Source organism: Mesorhizobium sp. M1295 (assembly GCF_040318135.1).
Classification (GTDB): domain Bacteria; phylum Pseudomonadota; class Alphaproteobacteria; order Rhizobiales; family Rhizobiaceae; genus Mesorhizobium.
Genome location: NZ_JAMYLU010000001.1, coordinates 181329 through 198843 on the forward strand (window position 1 = coordinate 181329; position 17515 = coordinate 198843).

Annotated in this window: 17 protein-coding genes, 1 other RNA gene and 1 pseudogene; 12 read left to right on the forward strand and 7 right to left on the reverse strand. The window is 62.5% G+C overall.

Annotated elements, in window-relative coordinates; translation table 11 throughout:
• Positions 1 to 30: 30 nt before the first annotated feature.
• Positions 31 to 552, forward strand: coding sequence for a hypothetical protein (locus tag NKH29_RS00815; RefSeq protein ID WP_352482975.1), 522 nt, complete (start codon positions 31 to 33; stop codon positions 550 to 552).
• Between the two features lie 128 nt (positions 553 to 680).
• Entirely contained in the window at positions 681 to 4835 is a 4155-nt protein-coding gene (locus tag NKH29_RS00820) for an AsmA family protein (RefSeq protein ID WP_352998810.1), read from the forward strand.
• Between the two features lie 11 nt (positions 4836 to 4846).
• Here the strand turns inward: NKH29_RS00820 and NKH29_RS00825 are convergent, their stop codons facing one another.
• Entirely contained in the window at positions 4847 to 5092 is a 246-nt protein-coding gene (locus NKH29_RS00825; protein ID WP_352844476.1) for a winged helix DNA-binding protein, read from the reverse strand.
• Here NKH29_RS00825 and NKH29_RS00830 point away from each other — a divergent pair.
• Positions 4976 to 5248, forward strand: a complete 273-nt coding sequence (locus NKH29_RS00830; protein ID WP_245278655.1) for a CBS domain-containing protein — start codon at positions 4976 to 4978, stop codon at positions 5246 to 5248. The genes NKH29_RS00825 and NKH29_RS00830 overlap by 117 nt on opposite strands.
• Positions 5249 to 5251: 3 nt before the next feature.
• On the opposite strand, the gene NKH29_RS00835 is transcribed toward NKH29_RS00830, so the two are convergent.
• The 4 genes from NKH29_RS00835 to NKH29_RS00850 form a co-directional block, all read right to left on the reverse strand.
• On the reverse strand, positions 5252 to 5473 hold the full coding sequence (locus tag NKH29_RS00835) for a ribbon-helix-helix domain-containing protein (RefSeq protein WP_352844475.1): 222 nt from the start codon (positions 5471 to 5473) through the stop codon (positions 5252 to 5254).
• 17 nt (positions 5474 to 5490) lie between these two features.
• Positions 5491 to 5694 carry a DUF4169 family protein gene (locus NKH29_RS00840; RefSeq protein ID WP_023720822.1) on the reverse strand — a complete coding sequence of 68 codons (204 nt, stop codon included), beginning with the start codon at positions 5692 to 5694 and terminating at the stop codon, positions 5491 to 5493.
• An 18-nt stretch (positions 5695 to 5712) separates the two neighbouring features.
• Positions 5713 to 6249, reverse strand: coding sequence for an SspB family protein (locus NKH29_RS00845; protein WP_023676707.1), 537 nt, complete (start codon positions 6247 to 6249; stop codon positions 5713 to 5715).
• A 134-nt stretch (positions 6250 to 6383) separates the two neighbouring features.
• Positions 6384 to 7067, reverse strand: a complete 684-nt coding sequence (locus tag NKH29_RS00850; RefSeq protein ID WP_352495172.1) for a TetR/AcrR family transcriptional regulator — start codon at positions 7065 to 7067, stop codon at positions 6384 to 6386.
• Positions 7068 to 7234: 167 nt separating this feature from the next.
• Between NKH29_RS00850 and NKH29_RS00855 the strand changes: the two genes are divergently transcribed.
• Entirely contained in the window at positions 7235 to 8440 is a 1206-nt protein-coding gene (locus NKH29_RS00855; RefSeq protein ID WP_023676705.1) for a multidrug effflux MFS transporter, read from the forward strand.
• A gap of 101 nt (positions 8441 to 8541) precedes the next feature.
• A pseudogene (locus NKH29_RS00860) lies at positions 8542 to 9363 on the forward strand (LysR family transcriptional regulator); the annotation flags it as partial.
• 66 nt (positions 9364 to 9429) lie between these two features.
• Here NKH29_RS00860 and NKH29_RS00865 read toward each other — a convergent pair.
• A complete protein-coding gene (locus NKH29_RS00865) occupies positions 9430 to 10170 on the reverse strand; it encodes an SDR family oxidoreductase (RefSeq protein WP_352482982.1) in 741 nt (246 codons plus the stop codon).
• Between the two features lie 405 nt (positions 10171 to 10575).
• On the opposite strand from NKH29_RS00865, the gene NKH29_RS00870 reads away from it, so the two are divergent.
• Complete coding sequence (locus tag NKH29_RS00870; RefSeq protein WP_352998812.1) at positions 10576 to 12372, forward strand: acetolactate synthase 3 large subunit; 1797 nt, start codon at positions 10576 to 10578, stop codon at positions 12370 to 12372.
• Between the two features lie 82 nt (positions 12373 to 12454).
• Here NKH29_RS00870 and ssrA read toward each other — a convergent pair.
• Positions 12455 to 12810, reverse strand: a transfer-messenger RNA (tmRNA) gene (ssrA, locus tag NKH29_RS00875).
• A gap of 162 nt (positions 12811 to 12972) precedes the next feature.
• Here ssrA and NKH29_RS00880 point away from each other — a divergent pair.
• The 6 genes from NKH29_RS00880 to NKH29_RS00905 all read left to right on the forward strand — a co-directional run bounded on the left by NKH29_RS00880 (position 12973) and on the right by NKH29_RS00905 (position 17510).
• Complete coding sequence (locus NKH29_RS00880; RefSeq protein ID WP_023676702.1) at positions 12973 to 13284, forward strand: DUF2853 family protein; 312 nt, start codon at positions 12973 to 12975, stop codon at positions 13282 to 13284.
• A gap of 113 nt (positions 13285 to 13397) precedes the next feature.
• Positions 13398 to 14192 carry a thymidylate synthase gene (locus NKH29_RS00885; RefSeq protein ID WP_352482986.1) on the forward strand — a complete coding sequence of 265 codons (795 nt, stop codon included), beginning with the start codon at positions 13398 to 13400 and terminating at the stop codon, positions 14190 to 14192.
• Positions 14193 to 14466: 274 nt separating this feature from the next.
• Positions 14467 to 15258 carry a molybdate ABC transporter substrate-binding protein gene (gene modA, locus NKH29_RS00890; protein ID WP_031194508.1) on the forward strand — a complete coding sequence of 264 codons (792 nt, stop codon included), beginning with the start codon at positions 14467 to 14469 and terminating at the stop codon, positions 15256 to 15258.
• A gap of 15 nt (positions 15259 to 15273) precedes the next feature.
• A complete protein-coding gene (gene modB, locus NKH29_RS00895) occupies positions 15274 to 15978 on the forward strand; it encodes a molybdate ABC transporter permease subunit (RefSeq protein WP_352495174.1) in 705 nt (234 codons plus the stop codon).
• The gene (gene modC, locus NKH29_RS00900) at positions 15975 to 17087 is read left to right on the forward strand and encodes a molybdenum ABC transporter ATP-binding protein (protein ID WP_352998814.1); all 1113 of its coding nucleotides are present in this window, start codon (positions 15975 to 15977) and stop codon (positions 17085 to 17087) included. Before modB ends, modC begins: the two co-directional genes overlap by 4 nt.
• Positions 17088 to 17168: 81 nt before the next feature.
• The gene (locus NKH29_RS00905; RefSeq protein WP_352998816.1) at positions 17169 to 17510 is read left to right on the forward strand and encodes a winged helix-turn-helix domain-containing protein; all 342 of its coding nucleotides are present in this window, start codon (positions 17169 to 17171) and stop codon (positions 17508 to 17510) included.
• Positions 17511 to 17515 lie beyond the last annotated feature (5 nt).

The following is a 17515-nucleotide window of genomic DNA, read 5'->3' on the forward strand; positions in this document are numbered from 1 at the left end:
GGCAGGCGTCACAGACGGAGGAATGGTGTCATGGCGATTTCACGCAAGGAAGAGGCTCGGGCGCTGAGCGCCGACGAACATGCTCTCGTCGAGAAGTCGCACCATCCAGCAGTGCAGCATCTTGCCGACGCCGAACTCGCCAGCCTGGTCAAGCTCCTAAGGGAGCGGCGCGACAAGGCCCAGACCGAGGCGCATCGCCGCCGCCGCGAAATGCGCGGCAAGGGTGCGCCAAAGGGCGCCGGCGCCTCGAAGGCCGATGAAGGTTCGCAGTTGAAGCTGGCGGTTCTGGCGATGACCATGCGGCGGCTCAATGGCGAGGCCGAACGCCGCCGCCAGTTGGCAGCGCGTGTTTCGCTGGTCGAGAATGCACGCAAGGCGCTGTCCATGAAGCAGGGCGCTGCGGCAGACGGTCCCGAGTTCAACACGCGCACCGCGCACAAAGGCATGCGCGCGATCGTGAGCCGGCGGCCCGAGAATCTGATCCGGCCGATGGAACTCGGCCGGCAGCGGCAGGCGGCAAAGGTGGCGCAGGCAAAGCGCGACGCGCGCTGAGTTTTCTTGGCCGCCTTCTTTTGCCCTGGACTTTTGCCCTGGACGCCTGTCTGGCGGGAATTGCCTCTTTATCGACACGCTGATGCGGGTAGAGTGCGGCTGATTTTCAATCAACCGCTTCGGAGTTCATGCTCGCACGCCTGTTCGTGATCTTCGGTGGGCTTCTCGTGCTGGTGCTGTGTGCGGCGCTGGTGGTGCCGTACTTTGTCGACTGGACGGGTTATCGCGCCGATTTCGAACGCGAGGCGAGCGCCGTTCTTGGCCGCAAGGTGACCGTGCGAGGCGATGCAACGGCAAGGCTGCTGCCGTTTCCCTCGGTGACCTTTTCCAACGTCGCCGTCGCCGGTGGCCCCAACGGCCAGCCGGCGATGACCGTCGAAACCTTTTCGATGGATGCAGAACTCGCGCCATTCCTGCGCGGCGAGGTGCTGATCTTCGACATGCGCCTGGTGCGGCCGAAGGCGACGATCGACATCGCCGCCAACGGCACGGTCGACTGGACGATACGGCCGTCCTCGCCGTTCGATCCCGGCCAGATCTCCATCGAGAAGCTGACGGTGACGGAAGGACAGATCGCGCTCAGCCACGCCGCCGGCGGCCGTAGCCATCTTATTTCCGAGATCAACTCGACGATCTCGGCCAAGTCGCTGGGCGGCCCCTGGCGGATGGACGGCTCCCTGTTGCTGGACGGGTTGCGGACCACGATCGCCGCTTCCACCGGCAAGGCTGAACCGGACGGGCAAATGCGGCTCAGGCTCAAAGCCGGTCCGGATGACTATCCGCTGGTCATCGAGACCGACGGCAATGTGGGCCTCGTCGAGGGCGCCGCGGTCTATTCGGGCCAGTTCAAGATATCGGGCGCAGACCAGACTGTAGCGCAGTTGCGCGGCACCGACGGCGAGGCAGTGAAAGTCAGCGCCGGCAAGCCGGATCCGGGGTTCAGGCTGAACGGCAAGTTTTCGCTCGACCACCAGGAGCTCGGCGTCGACGAATTCCGCTTCGAGACCGGACCGCTCGACAATCCCTACACCGCCGATGGCAAGGCTGCGGTCGACCTTGGGCTGAAGCCGCATTTCTCGATCGAGGCCAATGGCGCGCAGGTGCAGTTCGACGAGGCAGTGGGGGCGGCGGCCAGTGCCGGATTGACGCTGTCCGAGCGGGTGGCGGCGCTGGAGCAGGCGCTGCTCGATCTGCCGAAGCCGACCATACCGGGCACGGTCGAGGTGAAACTGCCGGCGGTGGTGGCAGGCGACACGACGATTCGCGACGTGCATCTGTCCGCCGAACCGGCCGAGGGCGGCTGGGCGGTAAAATCGCTGGCCGCCACGCTGCCCGGCCGCGCCAAGCTGGAAGCCAATGGCATGGTCAGCGTCGAGGATCATTTTGGATTCACCGGATCGCTGCTTCTGGCTGTGGCGCAGCCCTCCGGCTTTGCCGCCTGGCTGTCGAAGGACGTCGACGAGGCGATCCGCCGCTTGCCGGCCGCCGGCTTCAAGGCAAAAGTAGATTTGAATGAAAAGCACCAGGCCTTCAGCGATCTCGAACTCATCCTCGGCAAGGCGAAGTTCTCCGGCCGCATCGATTCCACCCAGCCCGAAGACACAAGGCCATCGGTGCTGATGCAACTGGAAGGTGGCGAACTCGACGTCGATGGACTCGCCGCCTTCGCCTCGATCTTCGTCAGCGACAAGGGAGCCAACCGCTTTTCCGACCGCGACCTCGATTTCCAGATCAAGGCCGGGCCGGTCAGCGCAGGTGGGTTGACCGCCGATAGCGTCGACACCGCGCTTAGATTGCGCGACGGGCTGCTTGAGATCGACCGCCTGTCGGTCGGCGGACTTGCCGGCGCCTCTATCAGCGCCACCGGCCGGATCAAGGACTTCCCGGCGAGCCCGACCGGGAAGCTCGACGCCTCGGTGGTCGCCGTCGACCTCAAGCCGCTGATCGACGTCGCCGTCCGGCATTATCCGGACAATGCGGTGCTGAACGGGTTGGCGGCGCGGGCCGCTGCCTATCCGGAGCTGTTCCAGGATGCGCGTATCGACGCCGTCACGAGTGCCGCAGACAATGGCGACGGTACGACGGGACTGGCAATGAGCGCACAGGGCAGGGCCGGTGGTTCGGCCTTTTCGGCGTCGCTGTCCGGCAAAGGGGCGCTCGACCGGCCCCTCGAAGCGCCGGTGACGTTGACCTTCAATGCCCGGAACGCCGACGCCACCGCACTTCTGGCGCTTTACGGGTTGCCGGCGCTGCCACTCGGCATGCTCGGCGAGGCGACCACCGACGTCTCGGCCAAAGGCACACTTGGCGGCGGCCTGGCGACACGCTTCAGCCTGGCCGGCAACGACTTCAAAGCTGGTTTCGACGGGACAGTTGCCGACACGCCTCAGGGCGCGGCCGCCAAGGGCAAGGTCAGCCTGGAAACGGCCGACATCGAGCCATGGCTGATGACGACCGGCGTCGGCCTGCCTGGCATGGGGACCGGCATGTCGACGTCGCTTGCTGCCGATGCCGACTACGGCAATGGTCTTTTGGTGCTGAGCGGCCTCAACGGCGCCGTCAACGAAGCGGCGGTTTCCGGTGACGTAAATATCGACGTCAAGGAGGGGCTGCCGCATCTTGCCGGCGCGCTGTCGCTGGACGAGCTGGACCTCGATCCGATGGCGGTGATGCTGTTCGGCGACCAGGCCTTCCTCGTCAATGACGGGGCCTGGCCGACGGCACCGTTCAGCCAGAAATCCAGTTTGCCATTTACCGCCGATCTCGATCTGACGGCGGCGTCGCTTGCCGCCGGCCCGCTTGCCACCGCCTATGACGCTGCGCTTTCGCTGCAGCTCGACCAGGAGGGCATCCGTGTTTCCGACCTCAAGGCAAAATTCCTCGGCGGCGAGTTGAGTGGCCTGTTCGAGCTCAAGAACAATGACGGCACCGGGCTTTTCTCCGGTCAGATGAAACTCGCCGGCTCCGATCTGGCAGCCGTGCTGCCGGAGGCCGGTTTCAGCGGAAGCGGCGATTTCTCGACGGCGCTTTCGACCAGCGGCAAATCGGTCGACGCGATGGTCGCGGCGCTGTCCGGTTCCGGCACGGCGACGCTGAAGGGCATGACTATTGCCGGCTTCAATCCCGATGCCTTTGGCGCATTCATCGCCAAGGCCGACGCGATAGGGCGCGATATCGACGCGTCGAAGACTGCCGGCTTCGTGCCGCAGATCGCCGCGGCGGGAAGTTTTCCGGCGCAGGACACCGATATTGCCTTCACCATCGCCGGCGGCACGCTGAGGGCGCCACCGGTCAAATTCGAAAGCCCGGGCGCGACGCTGTCCGCCGACATCACCGCCGATCTGAATACCAGCACCGTCGATGCCAAGGGCGAGATCGCCTACCGACCCGGCGACGAGGCGTTGGTCGGCTCCGAACCAATTTTGAATTTCAGCGTCGACGGTCCGTTCGGCGCCATCAAACGGCAGTTCGACAGCGAGCCACTGGCACAGTTCCTGACCCAGCGTGCGCTGGAAAAGGAGCAGCAGCGGGTCGAAGCCATGCAAGCCGCGCTGCTCGAGAAACAAAGGCTGCGGCGTGAGGTGCGCTACTACGCTGCCCTGCAAACCGAGCGTGAAAGAGCGGCGGAGGAACTGCGCAGGCAACAGGAAGCAGCGCGGCTGAAGGCCGAGGCCGACGCCAAGGCAAAGGCCGAAGCTGAGGCGCAGGCCCAAGCCGAAGCGGAGGCGAGGGCGCAGGCTGAAGCCAAGGCGAAGGCTGAAGCGGACGCTAAGGCACAGGCCGAAGCCGAGGCTCAGGCCCAAGCCGAAGCGGAGGCGAGGGCGCAGGCTGAAGCCAAGGCGAAGGCTGAAGCGGACGCCAAGGCAAAGGCCGAAGCTGAGGCGCAGGCCCAAGCCGAAGCGGAGGCCAGGGCGCAGGCTGTAGCCAAGGCGAAAGCGGATGCAGCGGCGAAGGCCGAAGCCGAGGCCAGGGCGAAAGCCGAGGCGGCTGCAAAGGCCAAAGCGGATGCCGAAGCCAAAGCCGAGGCGGCGCAACAGGCTGCCGAGGAAGCAGCGCAGGCCGAAGAACAGCAACGCCAGAGGGCGGAAGAGGCGTTGCGGATCGCCTCGGAAGAGAAGGCAAAGCTCGACGCCGAACGCAAGGCCGCGGCGGAGCAAGCGCAGAAAGCAGAACGTGCGCCACCGGCCGCAAATAACGTGCCACCCTCAGTGCCGCCCCCGCCAAAGCTCAAGTTCGATCCCTCGTCGATCGACGATCTGCTAAAATCGCTGAATGGCGGGTGACGGCGCATCCCTTATGCGCCGCGTCCAGCAAGCAAGCGCTTCAGCATCGGCTCGATCCGCCCGAGTTCGTCGAGATGAGCGGCTGACAGATCGGCGAGACTGTCGTCGGCGCGGTCGGTCAGCCGCAGCAGCACGCGGCGGTGGTCCTCCTCGTCGTGGTCCCTCGCGACGAGCCCGGCTTCGCAAAGACGGTTGCCTATCCGGATGAGTATCTCGAGGGCCCCTCCGACAAGCTGCTGATGGCGAACGTGTCCCATTTGCCCGTCGTCACGCGAGAAAATGCGCGGCTGGTGGGCTATGTCGGCTGGAAGGACCTGATGCGTGTCAGATCGAAGAAGCAGGCCGAAGAACGCGACCGCTCGGCTTTGCTGGGCTTCCGTATCCGGCGCAGGAAACAAAATAGCGTTGCCTGAAGGCTACAACTTGCGGCGCTTGGCCCAGTCCAGCACATAGAGCCTGAGCGCCGAGGAGAGGTTCGCATCGCGCGGGCGGCTCTCGTCGATTTCGGCGACAAGCGCGGCGAGCGTCAATTTTCGCGCGGCTGCGATGGCGATCAGGTCGTCGTAAAAAGGCTTTTCGAGCGAATAGCTGGTGCGGTGGCCGCGAATGGTGACCGAGCGCTTTTCGACCGGGCTCACGCGACCGCCCTCACACTTCAAGCATCGGATTTGTCCGAATCGCCCGATTTTTCCCGGCGATGACTGGCGACGAATTTGTCGGCCTTGTCGGCGATCAGGCGGTCGCGATCCCGGCTGGTTTTGGAACGGCCATGCAGCGCCCGGTTCTGTTCGGCCAGGCGCTCCTTCTCGGCTCGCGCCTTCTGCTTGCGTGCCTGACGGAGATTGACGATCTCGGCCATGTCACGCCGCCCGTCGGGTCACTTCTTGCGGAAGGCGTCGAGCGACACCACGTCGGCCCCCTTGGCGCCGGCGTCGGCCGCGGCAGGCTTCTTTTCCGCCTCAGCGGTTTTCTTCTTCGTCTCAGGCTTTTTCTCGGCGACGATGGCCAGCGGCTCGGGAGCAGGCTTGGCCTTTGTCTCCTGTTCAGCCGGGGTATCCGTCTTGACGTCGAATTCGAGCTCGAAGTTGACGGACGGATCGTAAAAGCCGCGTACGGCCGAGAACGGGATTTCCAGTTTCTCCGGCACGTCGGAAAACGACAGCCCGACCTCGAAGCCGGTGTCGCTCACCTTCAGGTCCCAATATTGGAACTGAATAACGATGGTCATCTGTTCGGGATAGCGTTCGCGCAGCCGCGAAGATACGCGCACGCCCGGCGCGCCGGTGAGAAATGTGATGAAGAAGTGATGGTTGCCTGGGAGACCGGTGCGCGCGACCTCGGCCAGGACCTTGCGCATGACGCCGCGCAACGCCTCCTGGGCCAGAATGTCGTAGCGGATGTGGTCGTCGGCCATGTGGCTGTCGGCTTCCGTTGAATCGTCCTGATAGCTGTAATCAAGCTTGAGCGCGGCGTAAACCGGATATAGATCGCCGGGGTGCGGAAGCGAAGCCCATTGGCGACGATTTGATCGTCAAACGGCTTTGACCGTCAAGCGCTGGCGAGCGCGCCCTGCTTACGAGCCACAGGCTGCCGCTTGCCGAAGGCGCGCAGGAAGGTGCGCACGCCATTTGTCGCTGACTGCACCACCTCGTCCTCGGTTGGTGCGCCGCCGAGCATGAACGTCGTCTGCAACTCGGCATTGGCAAGCGCCATGAACTGGCGCGCTGCGACATCGGGATCGTCGATATCAAGGAAGCCGGCATGAGCGAGGCGGGCGAAACGGGCGGCGATCGCCGGCCATGTCCTGCCCGGTCCTTCTTCGCGCCATTCGGCGAACAACTCGGGATAGCGCCCGCCCTCGGTCTGGATCAGCTTGCGCAGGAATTTGCCGTCGCGGTTGCAGATGCAGTTGTGATTCATCCGCACAGCAAAGGCGATGAGGTCGGCTTCGAGATCCTTCGGCTGATCGGGAAAAGTGGAAATCGTGGCAAAGATGCCGGCGTTGCAACGTTCGGTGAGGTCGCGGACGATGGCAACGAAGAGTTTTTCCTTGTCGCCGTGATGATTGTAGATGGTCTGGCGGGAGACGCCGGCCTCGGCGGCAATCATGTCGATATTGGCACCGGCGAAGCTTTCGCGGCAGAAGACCGAGGTGGCGGCATCGACAATCGACATCCGCTTGGCCTCATGGCCCCGTGGCGGGAAAATGTCAGGAGAAACGTTGGCCTTCATGCAAAACTATATAGAGGTGGTTGACGAATTAGACAAGCCTGTCTAAATTTGTGGACTGCACGAAGGGAGTTTCGTTCCGCAGAAGAGTCGGAACTCCATGGGATGGAACGTCCTAGGGTTACGCGCCGGTCCTCGGCGGCAACCAGAATTCGAAAGAGCCTGCTATCATGAACGCCAAATTCCTCCGCATTGCGGTCGTGCTCGGCCTATTGTCCGCGATCGGCCCGTTTGCCATCGACATGTATCTTCCGGCCCTGCCGTCAATAGGCGAGGATCTGCATGCCGGCACTGCCGCGGTGCAGATGAGCCTGCTGATCTTCTTTCTTTCCATGGGCTTCGGCCAGATCGTCGTCGGACCGATCTCCGACATGGTCGGCCGCAAGCTGCCGCTCTACGGCGGCCTGGCGCTGTTCATGGTCGGCGGCGTCGGCTCGGCGCTGGCTCCCTCGATCGAATGGCTGATCGCCTTCCGTTTCCTGCAAGGGCTCGGCGCCAGCGCCGGCATGGCCGTGCCGCGCGCGATCGTTCGCGACCTGCATACCGGCACCGAGGCCGCCAAGTTGATGTCGCTGCTGATGCTGGTGTTTTCGGTGTCGCCGATCCTGGCGCCGCTGACCGGTAGCCAGATCATCGAGAACTTCGGCTGGCGCGCCGTGTTCTGGACGGTGACGGGCGCGGCCGTGCTCGCCACCATCCTGCTGGCGACCTCTCTCAAGGAGACGCGGCCGGTCGAAGAGCGCGCCGGTTCGTCCTTCGGGACGGCACTTTCCGGCTACCGCTTCCTGATGGGCGACCGCAACTTCCTTGGCCTGACGGCCATCGCCGGCTTCGGCATTGCGAGCTTCTTTGTCTATCTGTCGAGCTCGTCCTTCATCCTGATCGACCATTATGGCCTGTCCCCTTCGGTTTACAGCGTGTTCTTCTCGATCAATGCGGTTGCCTTCATCGGCATGTCGCAGCTGACCGGGTTGCTATCGGAGCGGTTCGGGCTGCAGCGCGTGGTGCGCGTCGCCGTGACCGGCTATGCGACGACGATGGTGGTGCTGTTTGCGGTGATGGCATCGGGTGTCGACCGGCTCGACGTAATGGCGGCGCTGCTGTTCATCGGCTACGGTTTCCTCGGCCTGGTTATCCCGACGACGTCGGTGCTGGCCATGGAAGAGCATGGTGAGATCGCCGGCACGGCGTCGGCGCTGATGGGCACGCTGCACTTCGCCATCGGCGCGGTCGCCATGGGTGTCGCCGGCGTGTTCTTTGACGGCACGCCGCTGCCAATGGTGGCGGGCATCACGCTGTGCGCGGCGATCTCCTTCACACTGGCCAAGATAACGCTCGGCCGCAGCCGGGACGTTGCGGAAGCGCCGGCGGAGTAAGCTTCACCTATCGAGACAAAAAGGCCGGGCGATGTTCCCGGCCTTTTCACGTTTGCGGTCCCGGTTCAAAGCAGCCTTTGCCTATATGACGGGTTCAAGACATGCAGCTTAGACATCTCAAGACCTTCGTGGCGGTCGCCACCACCTTGAACATCACGCGCGCCTCCGAGCGGGTTCATCTTGCCCAATCGAGCGTGACCGAACAGATCCAGGCGCTGGAAGCCGATCTGGGCACGTCGCTGTTCGACAGGTCACGGCGTGGCTTGAAGCTGACGGCGGCAGGACAGCGCCTGCTGGACTACGCAAACGATCTCCTCGACCTTGCGGACGAAGCCCGTTCCGCTGTCGCCGACGCGAGCGGTACGGTTGCCGGTCGCCTGACGGTCGGCGGCCTGGAGACGCTTTGCGTTACGCGCTTGCCAGCCTTGCTGAGCGAATTCCACCGGCGCTATCCAGACGTGGAACTGAACCTCCAGGCGGGCGATAGCAGCCGGTTGCGTGCCGGCGTGGCCAGCGGGGCGCTGGACGTGTCTTTGCATTTCGGGGCCGCCCCGGCGGCGGCGCCGGAGCTGCGAAGCGAGCAGGTGGCAGAAGAAGAGCTCGTCATCATAATGCCGGCAAATCACCGGTTGGCCGGATATTCTGCCATAACGCCCGACGATCTGGCTGACGAGGCCTTCCTCGTCACCCAGCCCGGTTGCGTCTACAGGCGGATGTTCGACGAAACGTTTGCCGCAACGTTGCCTGACCGTCCAAAACTGGTCGGCGAGTTCGCCAGCATGGGCGCGATACGGGGCCTTGTTGCAGCCGGTCTTGGATGCGCGCTGGTCCCGCGTCTCGTGGGTTCTGCGGCTGACGCCAATATCGTCGTGCTGCCTTGGGTCGGAAGCAGCCCGGTGACGCCGGTCACCATGGTATGGCGCCACCGGCGCATTCAAGCGCCGGTCTTGCAACTGTTCCTCGCAATGGTTCGCGAGGTCTGGCCATCACTAGACCAATCGCTGGCCACCATCGACATGAAGCACGGTTCCGGTGATGAAGCCGTTATGCATCAGGGACGTGATAGCTTGGGCAACGTCGGCTGCCCGGCCGATCCGGCCGACGAGCAGACGCTTTGCCATGGCGTCCAGCGCAGCCGTCTTTCCGCTGCCGACGACGGCATCCCAAATCGGCGTGTCGACCCAGCCCGGCGAGACGACATTGACGCGGATCGGCGCCAGTTCGACGGCAAGCGCGTAGGCGAGTGAGCCAAGGGCCCCATTAACGGCTGCCACCACCGAGCCTTTCGCCGCCGGACGATAGGCGGCGATGCCCGAGGTCAGCGTGATCGACCCCCTGGGCGTCAGATGAGGCGCGCCGTGTTTGGCGAGAAGAAGCGGCGCGACGACTTTGGAATCCATCACTTTCCGCGCTATCGAGACGTCCATCTCGGGAAGCAACACATAGACGCCGATGATGTCTGCGGCGGTCGAGACGATGTGGTCGAGCGTACCGACGTCCTCGAACAGGCGCTGGACCTCGTCCTCGCTTGTGACGTCGGCTGCGATCGTCCTCAGCCTTTCCGGGTGAGGCAAGTGCTGCCGTGCGGCCGACAACCGGTCCTCGGAGCGGCCGACGATCGTAACCTCGGCGCCGGCAGCAAGCTGCTGTTCGGCAAGCGACAGTCCCATGCCGGAACTGCCGCCAACGATCAGGATGCGTTCGGGTGTTGGTGTGGTTTCCTGGTTCATCTTTTCTCCATCAGGTAGCTCGCGGGGCGTGACCGACACGCGGCGAGAAACTGAAGCCTTGTTCGACAAAGGCAGGGGAGAAGGGAAACGGGAAGATACGAATGCTGCCATCGGAAATTCCGATGAAGGGAAGCCCTTGGGTTTTCGCCTTGGCCTGAGACGCCTTAGCCTGAGACGTTGACGATGCGCGATTTTCTGTGTTAGCAGCGATGATCATGAAGATCGCTATGGTTCTTGCAGTGGTAGGAAAGCGCATGGGCAGGATGGTGTAACCATCCGGCGACAGCCACCCGTGCGCGACAAACAGGCTCCTGACGGGGCCTTTTTTTATGCCCGAAATTCTTCTTACGCCCGATTTCGGCGATGCCCCGTCAACCCATCCTCATCACGCTACGGGACAGAACCATGACAAGCGATAATTCCATTCAGGATACGAGCAACCGCATGACAGGAGCGGAGATCGTTCTCCGCGCACTCAAAGACAATGGTGTGGAGCATATTTTCGGCTATCCCGGCGCGGCTATTTTGCCGATCTATGACGAGATATTCCAGCAGGACGATCTCAAGCATATCCTTGTGCGCCACGAACAGGGCGCCGGCCATGCCGCCGAGGGTTATGCCCGGTCCACGGGCAAGATCGGCGTGATGCTGGTCACGTCAGGCCCAGGCACGACGAATGCCGTGACGCCCCTGCAGGACGCACTGATGGATTCAGTGCCGATCGTCTGTCTGTCCGGACAAGTGCCGACAACATTGATCGGCTCCGATGCCTTTCAGGAATGTGACACGATCGGCATCACGCGATCCTGCACCAAGCACAACTCTTTGGTCAAAGACGTCGATGACTTAGCGTCAGCGATCCATAGGGCGTTCCACATCGCCCAGTCGGGGCGACCGGGGCCTGTTCTCGTCGACATGCCAAAGGACGTTCTGTTTGCGTCCGGCATGTACACGCCGCGTTCGGACGTTGCTGCGCTGAAAAATTATCAACCGAAGCTGCAGGGCGACATCAACAAGATCGGCCAGGCGATAGCGCTGATGGCCAATGCCAGCCGTCCCGTTATTTATGCCGGCGGCGGCATCGTCAATTCCGGCCCGAAAGCATCGACATTGCTCCGGGAGCTGGTTCAACTGAGCGACTTTCCGGTCACCTCGACGCTTATGGGCCTTGGAGCTTACCCCGCCTCCGGCAAGAACTGGCTCAAGATGGTCGGTCTGCATGGTTCCTATGAGGCGAACATGGCGATGCACGATTGCGACGTCATGATCTGTATCGGCGCGCGCTTCGATGACCGCGTGACCTCGCGTGTGGATGCTTTTTCGCCCAACTCCAGGAAGATACATATCGATATAGATCCGTCCTCGATCAACAAGAACGTCCACGCCGATATCGGCATACAAGGCGATGTCGGCAATGTTCTGGGTGACATGGTTCGTCTATGGCGCGCATTATCTCAGAAACCGGATGGAAGCCGCCTTCAGGACTGGTGGAGAAAGATCGCCGCCTGGCGCGCATGCAATTCGTTCTCCTATGAGATGAACAACGACGTGATCATGCCGCAATATGCGGTGCAGCGCCTTTACGAGCTGACGAAGGATCGCGACACATACATCACCACTGAAGTCGGCCAGCATCAGATGTGGGCGGCCCAATTCTACGGCTTCGAAAAGCCGAACCGCTGGATGAGTTCGGGCGGCCTGGGGACGATGGGTTACGGCCTGCCGGCGGCGCTCGGCGTGCAGATCGCTCATCCGGACAGCCTCGTCATCGATATCGCCGGCGACGCGTCGGTTCAGATGACCATGAAAGAGCTGTCGACGGCAGTCCAGTACGACGCGCCGATCAAGATATTCATCCTGAACAACGGATATATGGGCATGGTTCGCCAGTGGCAGCAAATCCTTCATGGCAACCGCCTCGCGCATTCCTATTCCGAGGCCTTGCCCGATTTTGTCAAATTGGCCGAGGCGTTCGGAGCGGTCGGCCTGCGCTGTGACAAACCAGCCGACCTTGACGATGCGATACAGGAAATGATCGACGTGGACCGGCCGGTGCTCCTCGACTGTCGTGTTGCCAAGCTCGCCAATTGTTTTCCGATGATCCGGACGGGCAGAGGGCACAATGAGATGCTGTTGCCCGATGAGGCTACTGGTGAAACATTCGCCGGTGCGATCGACGCGGTCAGCCAGGGGCTGGTATAAACGCCGCGGCGTCTTGAGCGTATCAGGGCGCATAAAAAGCCCAGCCGGCGAGGCCTGCAGCTGCACATATCAAAAAAGAAGAAATGGAGGTTTCTGTTGCCAGGTACCTCCGAACCCCGCCTAGAAGTGCGAACCACTAGGGCTTGAATTGAAGCTATCGCACCGCTTACGCGGCGAGACGTGCTTCCGCATAGTTGTCGTTGGCAACTATAAGTTTAGCCCGATAACGGTGGTACAATGCCGGGCAAAAGTACGATCTTTACACCTTCGTCGATCCTATTTCGCCCCCAGCAAAAGCCGCTCTTGAGCAGCGGTTTTTGGTGGAGGCGCCGGGTACCGCCCCCGGGTCCGAACGGCTTATTTCATCGCCTGTTTATCACCATAGTCGGTCGAGCCGACGAGGCGAATATAGGGACTGGCGGTGGAAAATGAAAGGCCGGAATGCCACTTTCGTCCGTGTCAAAGTGGATCATCAAGGGGTTGACTTGCAGCCGGTCTCAACCGAAGCTTTGTGGCGGTGAGGAGACCCAGCGCACAGTTGCGGCAGCGCGCCACAATCCTCATCGACCGGATCCCGTGGCGCCGACGAGGGGAAATTCGATGGCCGATTATCTCGCAGACGTAAAAAAATATGATGCGGCGGCGGATGCCGACGCGGTCGCCAAGATCGTCAAGCATCTGGGCATCGCGCTCAGGAACCGCGATTCCTCGCTGGTGTCCTGCACCGACCCGGAGGAACTGAAGCGCGTCAGGAACAGCTGGGTCGCTGGCAAGCTCGGTGTCACCGACGGCGCCAAGGCGGATGCGGCTATCGAAAAGACCTGCAAGGCGATGGCGGCCGACAACAGCAAGAGCCGGGTGACGTTCTATTATCTTGTCGCCAAGGATCTGGGCATGCTCGGCTCGCTCTGAACAAACTCGCCGCTGATGCTGGCGAGGCTTCTGCTGGAATTGTCTCGCTTTGCTGTGTTCGGCCGACGGTCATTCGGCTATGATGGCTGACAACCCGAATCGGACCGGAGCCGATGCGCCAGTATCTCGACCTTCTGAAGCATGTGCTGGAAAACGGCGCAGATCGCGGCGACCGTACCGGCACCGGAACACGCTCGATATTCGGCTACCAGATGCGCTTCGACCTGGCCCGCGGCTTTCCGGTCACCACCACCAAGAAGCTGCACCTCAAGTCGATCATCCATGAGCTTTTGTGGTTCCTGGCCGGCGACACCAACATCAAATATCTCAACGATCACGGCGTCTCGATCTGGGATGAGTGGGCCGACGAGAATGGCGATCTCGGCCCGGTCTATGGCAAGCAATGGCGTTCGTGGCCGGACGGCCATGGCGGCGCCATCGACCAGATTGCGAATCTTCTGAAGGAGATACGCAAAAATCCTAACTCGCGGCGGCTGATCGTTTCGGCGTGGAACCCTGCCGAGGTAGAGGCCATGGCGTTGCCGCCCTGCCACTGCCTATTCCAGTTCTATGTTTCGGAAGGCAAGCTTTCCTGCCAGCTCTATCAGCGCTCCGCCGACATCTTTCTCGGTGTGCCCTTCAACATCGCTTCCTATGCGTTGCTGACGCTGATGGTGGCGCAGGTGACCGGATTGAAACCCGGCGATTTCATCCACACGCTCGGCGACGCGCATCTTTACTCGAACCATTTCGAGCAGGCGCGCGAACAATTGCGGCGTACGCCCAAGGCGTTGCCGACGCTATGGATCAATCCCGAGGTGAAGGATCTCTTTGCCTTCGGCTTCGAGGATTTCCGGCTCGACAACTATTTCGCCGACGCGACGATCAAGGCGCCGATCGCGGTTTAGCACCCTACCTGACTGTGCATATCGAAATTGCCTACTGCGGCTACGCCCTCGGACGTTGTCAGCATCCATCTTGATCGACCGACGTCTGTGGTGCGCGCAACAGATTCCATGCGATATTTTCTTCGACCTCGATACCGCTGTATCTAAAGGAGGTTATCGCAGGCGGAGAAAACCGCAGCTCAGAATGCCGTCGCCTGGTAAAGAGCCTTTCCTTGTTATGTTCACATGGATATATCGATGGACGGCTTCGGGCGATCCGAGACGAGGAGAGTTCATGCTGGCGCGCAAAGGTTCGACGACGATTGCCATCGCGGGTCTCGCTGCCATGCTGATGGCCGCGGTGCCGGCGGCCCATGCCGATGACAAGGTGGTCGTGTTTGCCGCGGCGAGCCTGAAGGACGGGCTCGATGCCGTCAACAAGGCCTGCGAGGCCAGTGTCGGCGAGGCGGCAACCATTTCCTACGCGGCGAGCTCGGCGCTGGCCAAGCAGATTGAAAGCGGCGCGCCGGCGGACGTGTTCATCTCGGCCGATCTCGACTGGATGAAATATCTTTCCGACAAGGAGCTGACCAAGCCCGACACCGAAGTGAAATTGCTCGGCAACCAGATCGTGCTGATCGCGCCGCAGGATTCCAAGGTTGAAACCAGGATTGAAAAGGGTTTCGATCTTGCCGGGCTCGTGGGTGACGGCAAACTTGCCATGGGCGATTTCAAGGCGGTGCCGGCAGGCAAATACGGCAAGGCGGCGCTCGAATCGCTCGGTGTCTGGTCTTCCGTCGAAGGCAACGTGGCGCAGGCCGAGAATGTGCGCGCCGCCCTAAAGCTGGTGTCGACCGGCGAGGCAGCACTCGGCATCGTCTATGCCACCGACGCGCATGCCGAGCCTGGCGTGAAGGTGGTCGGCACTTTCCCCGACAATACACATCCGCCGATCATCTATCCGGTTGCCCAGCTTGCGGATTCGAAGGGCAAGGATACCCCGGCATTCCTGAAATGCCTGCAATCCGCCAAGGCTGGCGAACTCTTCAAGGCGCAAGGTTTTACCGTGCTTGCGCCGAGCAACTGACGAACGGCCCTGAGCATGAGCTGGCTGCTGGATCTCGCTCCCGACGAATGGAATGCGGTCCGACTGTCCATCAAGGTGGCGACCGTGGCGATGATTGCCAGCCTGCCGCCGGGCGTAGCGATCGCTCTTGTGCTCGCCCGCGGCCAGTTCTGGGGCAAGACGCTGCTCAACGGGCTGGTGCATCTGCCGCTGATCCTCCCGCCGGTGGTGACCGGCTATTTGCTGCTTTTGACTTTCGGCAAGCGCGGTCCGGCCGGAGCTTTCCTGGCCGAACATTTCGGCATCGTTTTTTCCTTTCGCTGGACCGGCGCCGCGCTCGCCTGCGGCGTGATGGGTTTTCCGCTGATGGTGCGGGCGATCCGGCTGTCGATCGAAGCGGTCGACCGCAAAATCGAGGCGGCCGCCGGCACGCTCGGCGCCAATCCATTATGGGTGTTCGGCACGATCACGCTGCCGCTGATCCTGCCCGGCCTGATCGCCGGTGCGATCCTCTCCTTCGCCAAGGCGATGGGCGAATTCGGCGCGACGATCACCTTCGTCTCCAACATTCCGAACGAGACGCAGACGCTGCCGTCGGCGATCTACACTTTCACGCAGGTTCCCGGCGGCGACGCCGGCGCGCTCAGGCTGACGCTGATCTCGATCGTCATCTCGATGGCGGCACTGGTCGCCTCGGAAGTGCTGGCGCGACGCGTCGGCCGGCGGATGGACATCGAATGACGGTTCAGGTCGACATCAGCCACCGGCTTGGCGATTTCGCCGTCAATGCCCGCTTCGAAAGCGCCGGGCGGCTGACTGCGCTGTTCGGGCCTTCCGGCTCCGGAAAGACGACGCTGATCAACCTGATTGCCGGGCTGATCCGCCCCGACAAAGGCCGTATCGCGGCCGACGGCCGTGTGCTGGTCGATAGCGATGCCGGCTTGTTCATGCCGAAGCACAAGCGGCGGATCGGCATGGTGTTCCAGGACGCGCGGCTGTTTCCGCATATGAGCGTGGCGAGCAATCTGCGCTATGGCCGCTGGTTCACGCCGGCTGCTGAGCGCTACGCGGATATCAATGGCGTGGTCGAACTGCTCGGGATCGGCCATTTGCTCGACCGGCGGCCGGCAAAACTCTCCGGTGGCGAGAAGCAGCGCGTGGCAATCGGCAGGGCGCTGCTTGCCAGTCCGAAATTGCTGCTGATGGACGAGCCGCTGGCGTCGCTCGACGAGGCGCGCAAGGCCGAGATCTTGCCTTATATCGAGCGGCTGCGCGACGAGACGAAAATCCCCATCGTCTATGTCAGCCACTCGATCGCCGAAGTGGCGCGGTTGGCGAGCGACGTCGTGGTACTGATGCAGGGCAAGGTCGCTGCTTCCGGTCCAACCGGAGTGATCATGCAGCGTCTGGATCTATTGCCGGCCGACGAGCGCGGCGAGGGCGGTGCCGTGCTGGATACCGCGGTTCTGCGCCACGACGAGGCGTTTGGCATGACCGTGCTTGGCTCGGCGGCGGGCGAGATCCGTGTGCCGCTTCTGGCAACGCCGGTCGGTGCGCCGGTGCGCGTCCGCATCCGCGCCCGCGACGTGATGATCGCCACCGAGCAGCCGGTTGGCCTCAGCGCGCTCAACATATTCCCGGGCGCGATCATGGCGATAAAGCCGGGCGAAGGGCCTACGGTCGAGATCGGCATCGACTGCAATGGCGCAACCGTGCTTGCCCGCATCACTGAACAGTCGCGGCAGACGCTAGGGCTCCAGCTTGGTCGAAAGGTCTTCGCGGTGGTCAAGACGGTGAGCTTCGACCGGGCAAATACCGGCGCCGGCCTCCCCGCCGAGGCGGATGGGTGAACGGCCGATGATTCGCTATATCGTGTTGGAATAGCGGTATCGCTGGAGAACTTGTAGAATGGCGCGACCGCGGAGGAGCAAATGCCGTCGCTGAGCTTGCGGATAAATCTCGATCCAGATGGCCGCATCGGGCCGGGCAAGATCGAGCTTCTGGAACAGATCGCTGCCTTCGGCTCGATTTCGGCCGCGGCGCGCGGCATGGAGATGTCCTACAAGCACCCTTGGGATCTGGTCGAGGACATGAACCGCGTGTTCGGCAAGCCGCTGGTTGCGGCACAGACGGGCGGCAAGAAAGGCGGTGGCGCCCAATTGACGTCGGTCGGGCTTGCGGTGGTCAGCCGCTTCCGCGCCATCGAGCGGGCTGCGTCTTCAGCAGCGGCGGCGCATATGGAGGCGCTGCAGGCCGAGATCGATGCTGCGTGAACTCG

What these genes read in the sequence shown, in the direction of transcription:
- NKH29_RS00815 (WP_352482975.1), top strand. Translation starts at nt 31, where the DNA reads ATGGCGATTTCACGCAAGGAAGAGGCTCGGGCGCTGAGCGCCGACGAA.
- NKH29_RS00820 (WP_352998810.1), top strand. Translation starts at nt 681, where the DNA reads ATGCTCGCACGCCTGTTCGTGATCTTCGGTGGGCTTCTCGTGCTGGTG.
- NKH29_RS00825 (WP_352844476.1), bottom strand. Translation starts at nt 5,092, where the DNA reads ATGGGACACGTTCGCCATCAGCAGCTTGTCGGAGGGGCCCTCGAGATA.
- NKH29_RS00840 (WP_023720822.1), bottom strand. Translation starts at nt 5,694, where the DNA reads ATGGCCGAGATCGTCAATCTCCGTCAGGCACGCAAGCAGAAGGCGCGA.
- NKH29_RS00845 (WP_023676707.1), bottom strand. Translation starts at nt 6,249, where the DNA reads ATGGCCGACGACCACATCCGCTACGACATTCTGGCCCAGGAGGCGTTG.
- NKH29_RS00850 (WP_352495172.1), bottom strand. Translation starts at nt 7,067, where the DNA reads ATGAAGGCCAACGTTTCTCCTGACATTTTCCCGCCACGGGGCCATGAG.
- NKH29_RS00855 (WP_023676705.1), top strand. Translation starts at nt 7,235, where the DNA reads ATGAACGCCAAATTCCTCCGCATTGCGGTCGTGCTCGGCCTATTGTCC.
- NKH29_RS00865 (WP_352482982.1), bottom strand. Translation starts at nt 10,170, where the DNA reads ATGAACCAGGAAACCACACCAACACCCGAACGCATCCTGATCGTTGGC.
- NKH29_RS00870 (WP_352998812.1), top strand. Translation starts at nt 10,576, where the DNA reads ATGACAAGCGATAATTCCATTCAGGATACGAGCAACCGCATGACAGGA.
- NKH29_RS00880 (WP_023676702.1), top strand. Translation starts at nt 12,973, where the DNA reads ATGGCCGATTATCTCGCAGACGTAAAAAAATATGATGCGGCGGCGGAT.
- NKH29_RS00885 (WP_352482986.1), top strand. Translation starts at nt 13,398, where the DNA reads ATGCGCCAGTATCTCGACCTTCTGAAGCATGTGCTGGAAAACGGCGCA.
- modA (WP_031194508.1), top strand. Translation starts at nt 14,467, where the DNA reads ATGCTGGCGCGCAAAGGTTCGACGACGATTGCCATCGCGGGTCTCGCT.
- modB (WP_352495174.1), top strand. Translation starts at nt 15,274, where the DNA reads ATGAGCTGGCTGCTGGATCTCGCTCCCGACGAATGGAATGCGGTCCGA.
- modC (WP_352998814.1), top strand. Translation starts at nt 15,975, where the DNA reads ATGACGGTTCAGGTCGACATCAGCCACCGGCTTGGCGATTTCGCCGTC.
- NKH29_RS00905 (WP_352998816.1), top strand. Translation starts at nt 17,169, where the DNA reads ATGCCGTCGCTGAGCTTGCGGATAAATCTCGATCCAGATGGCCGCATC.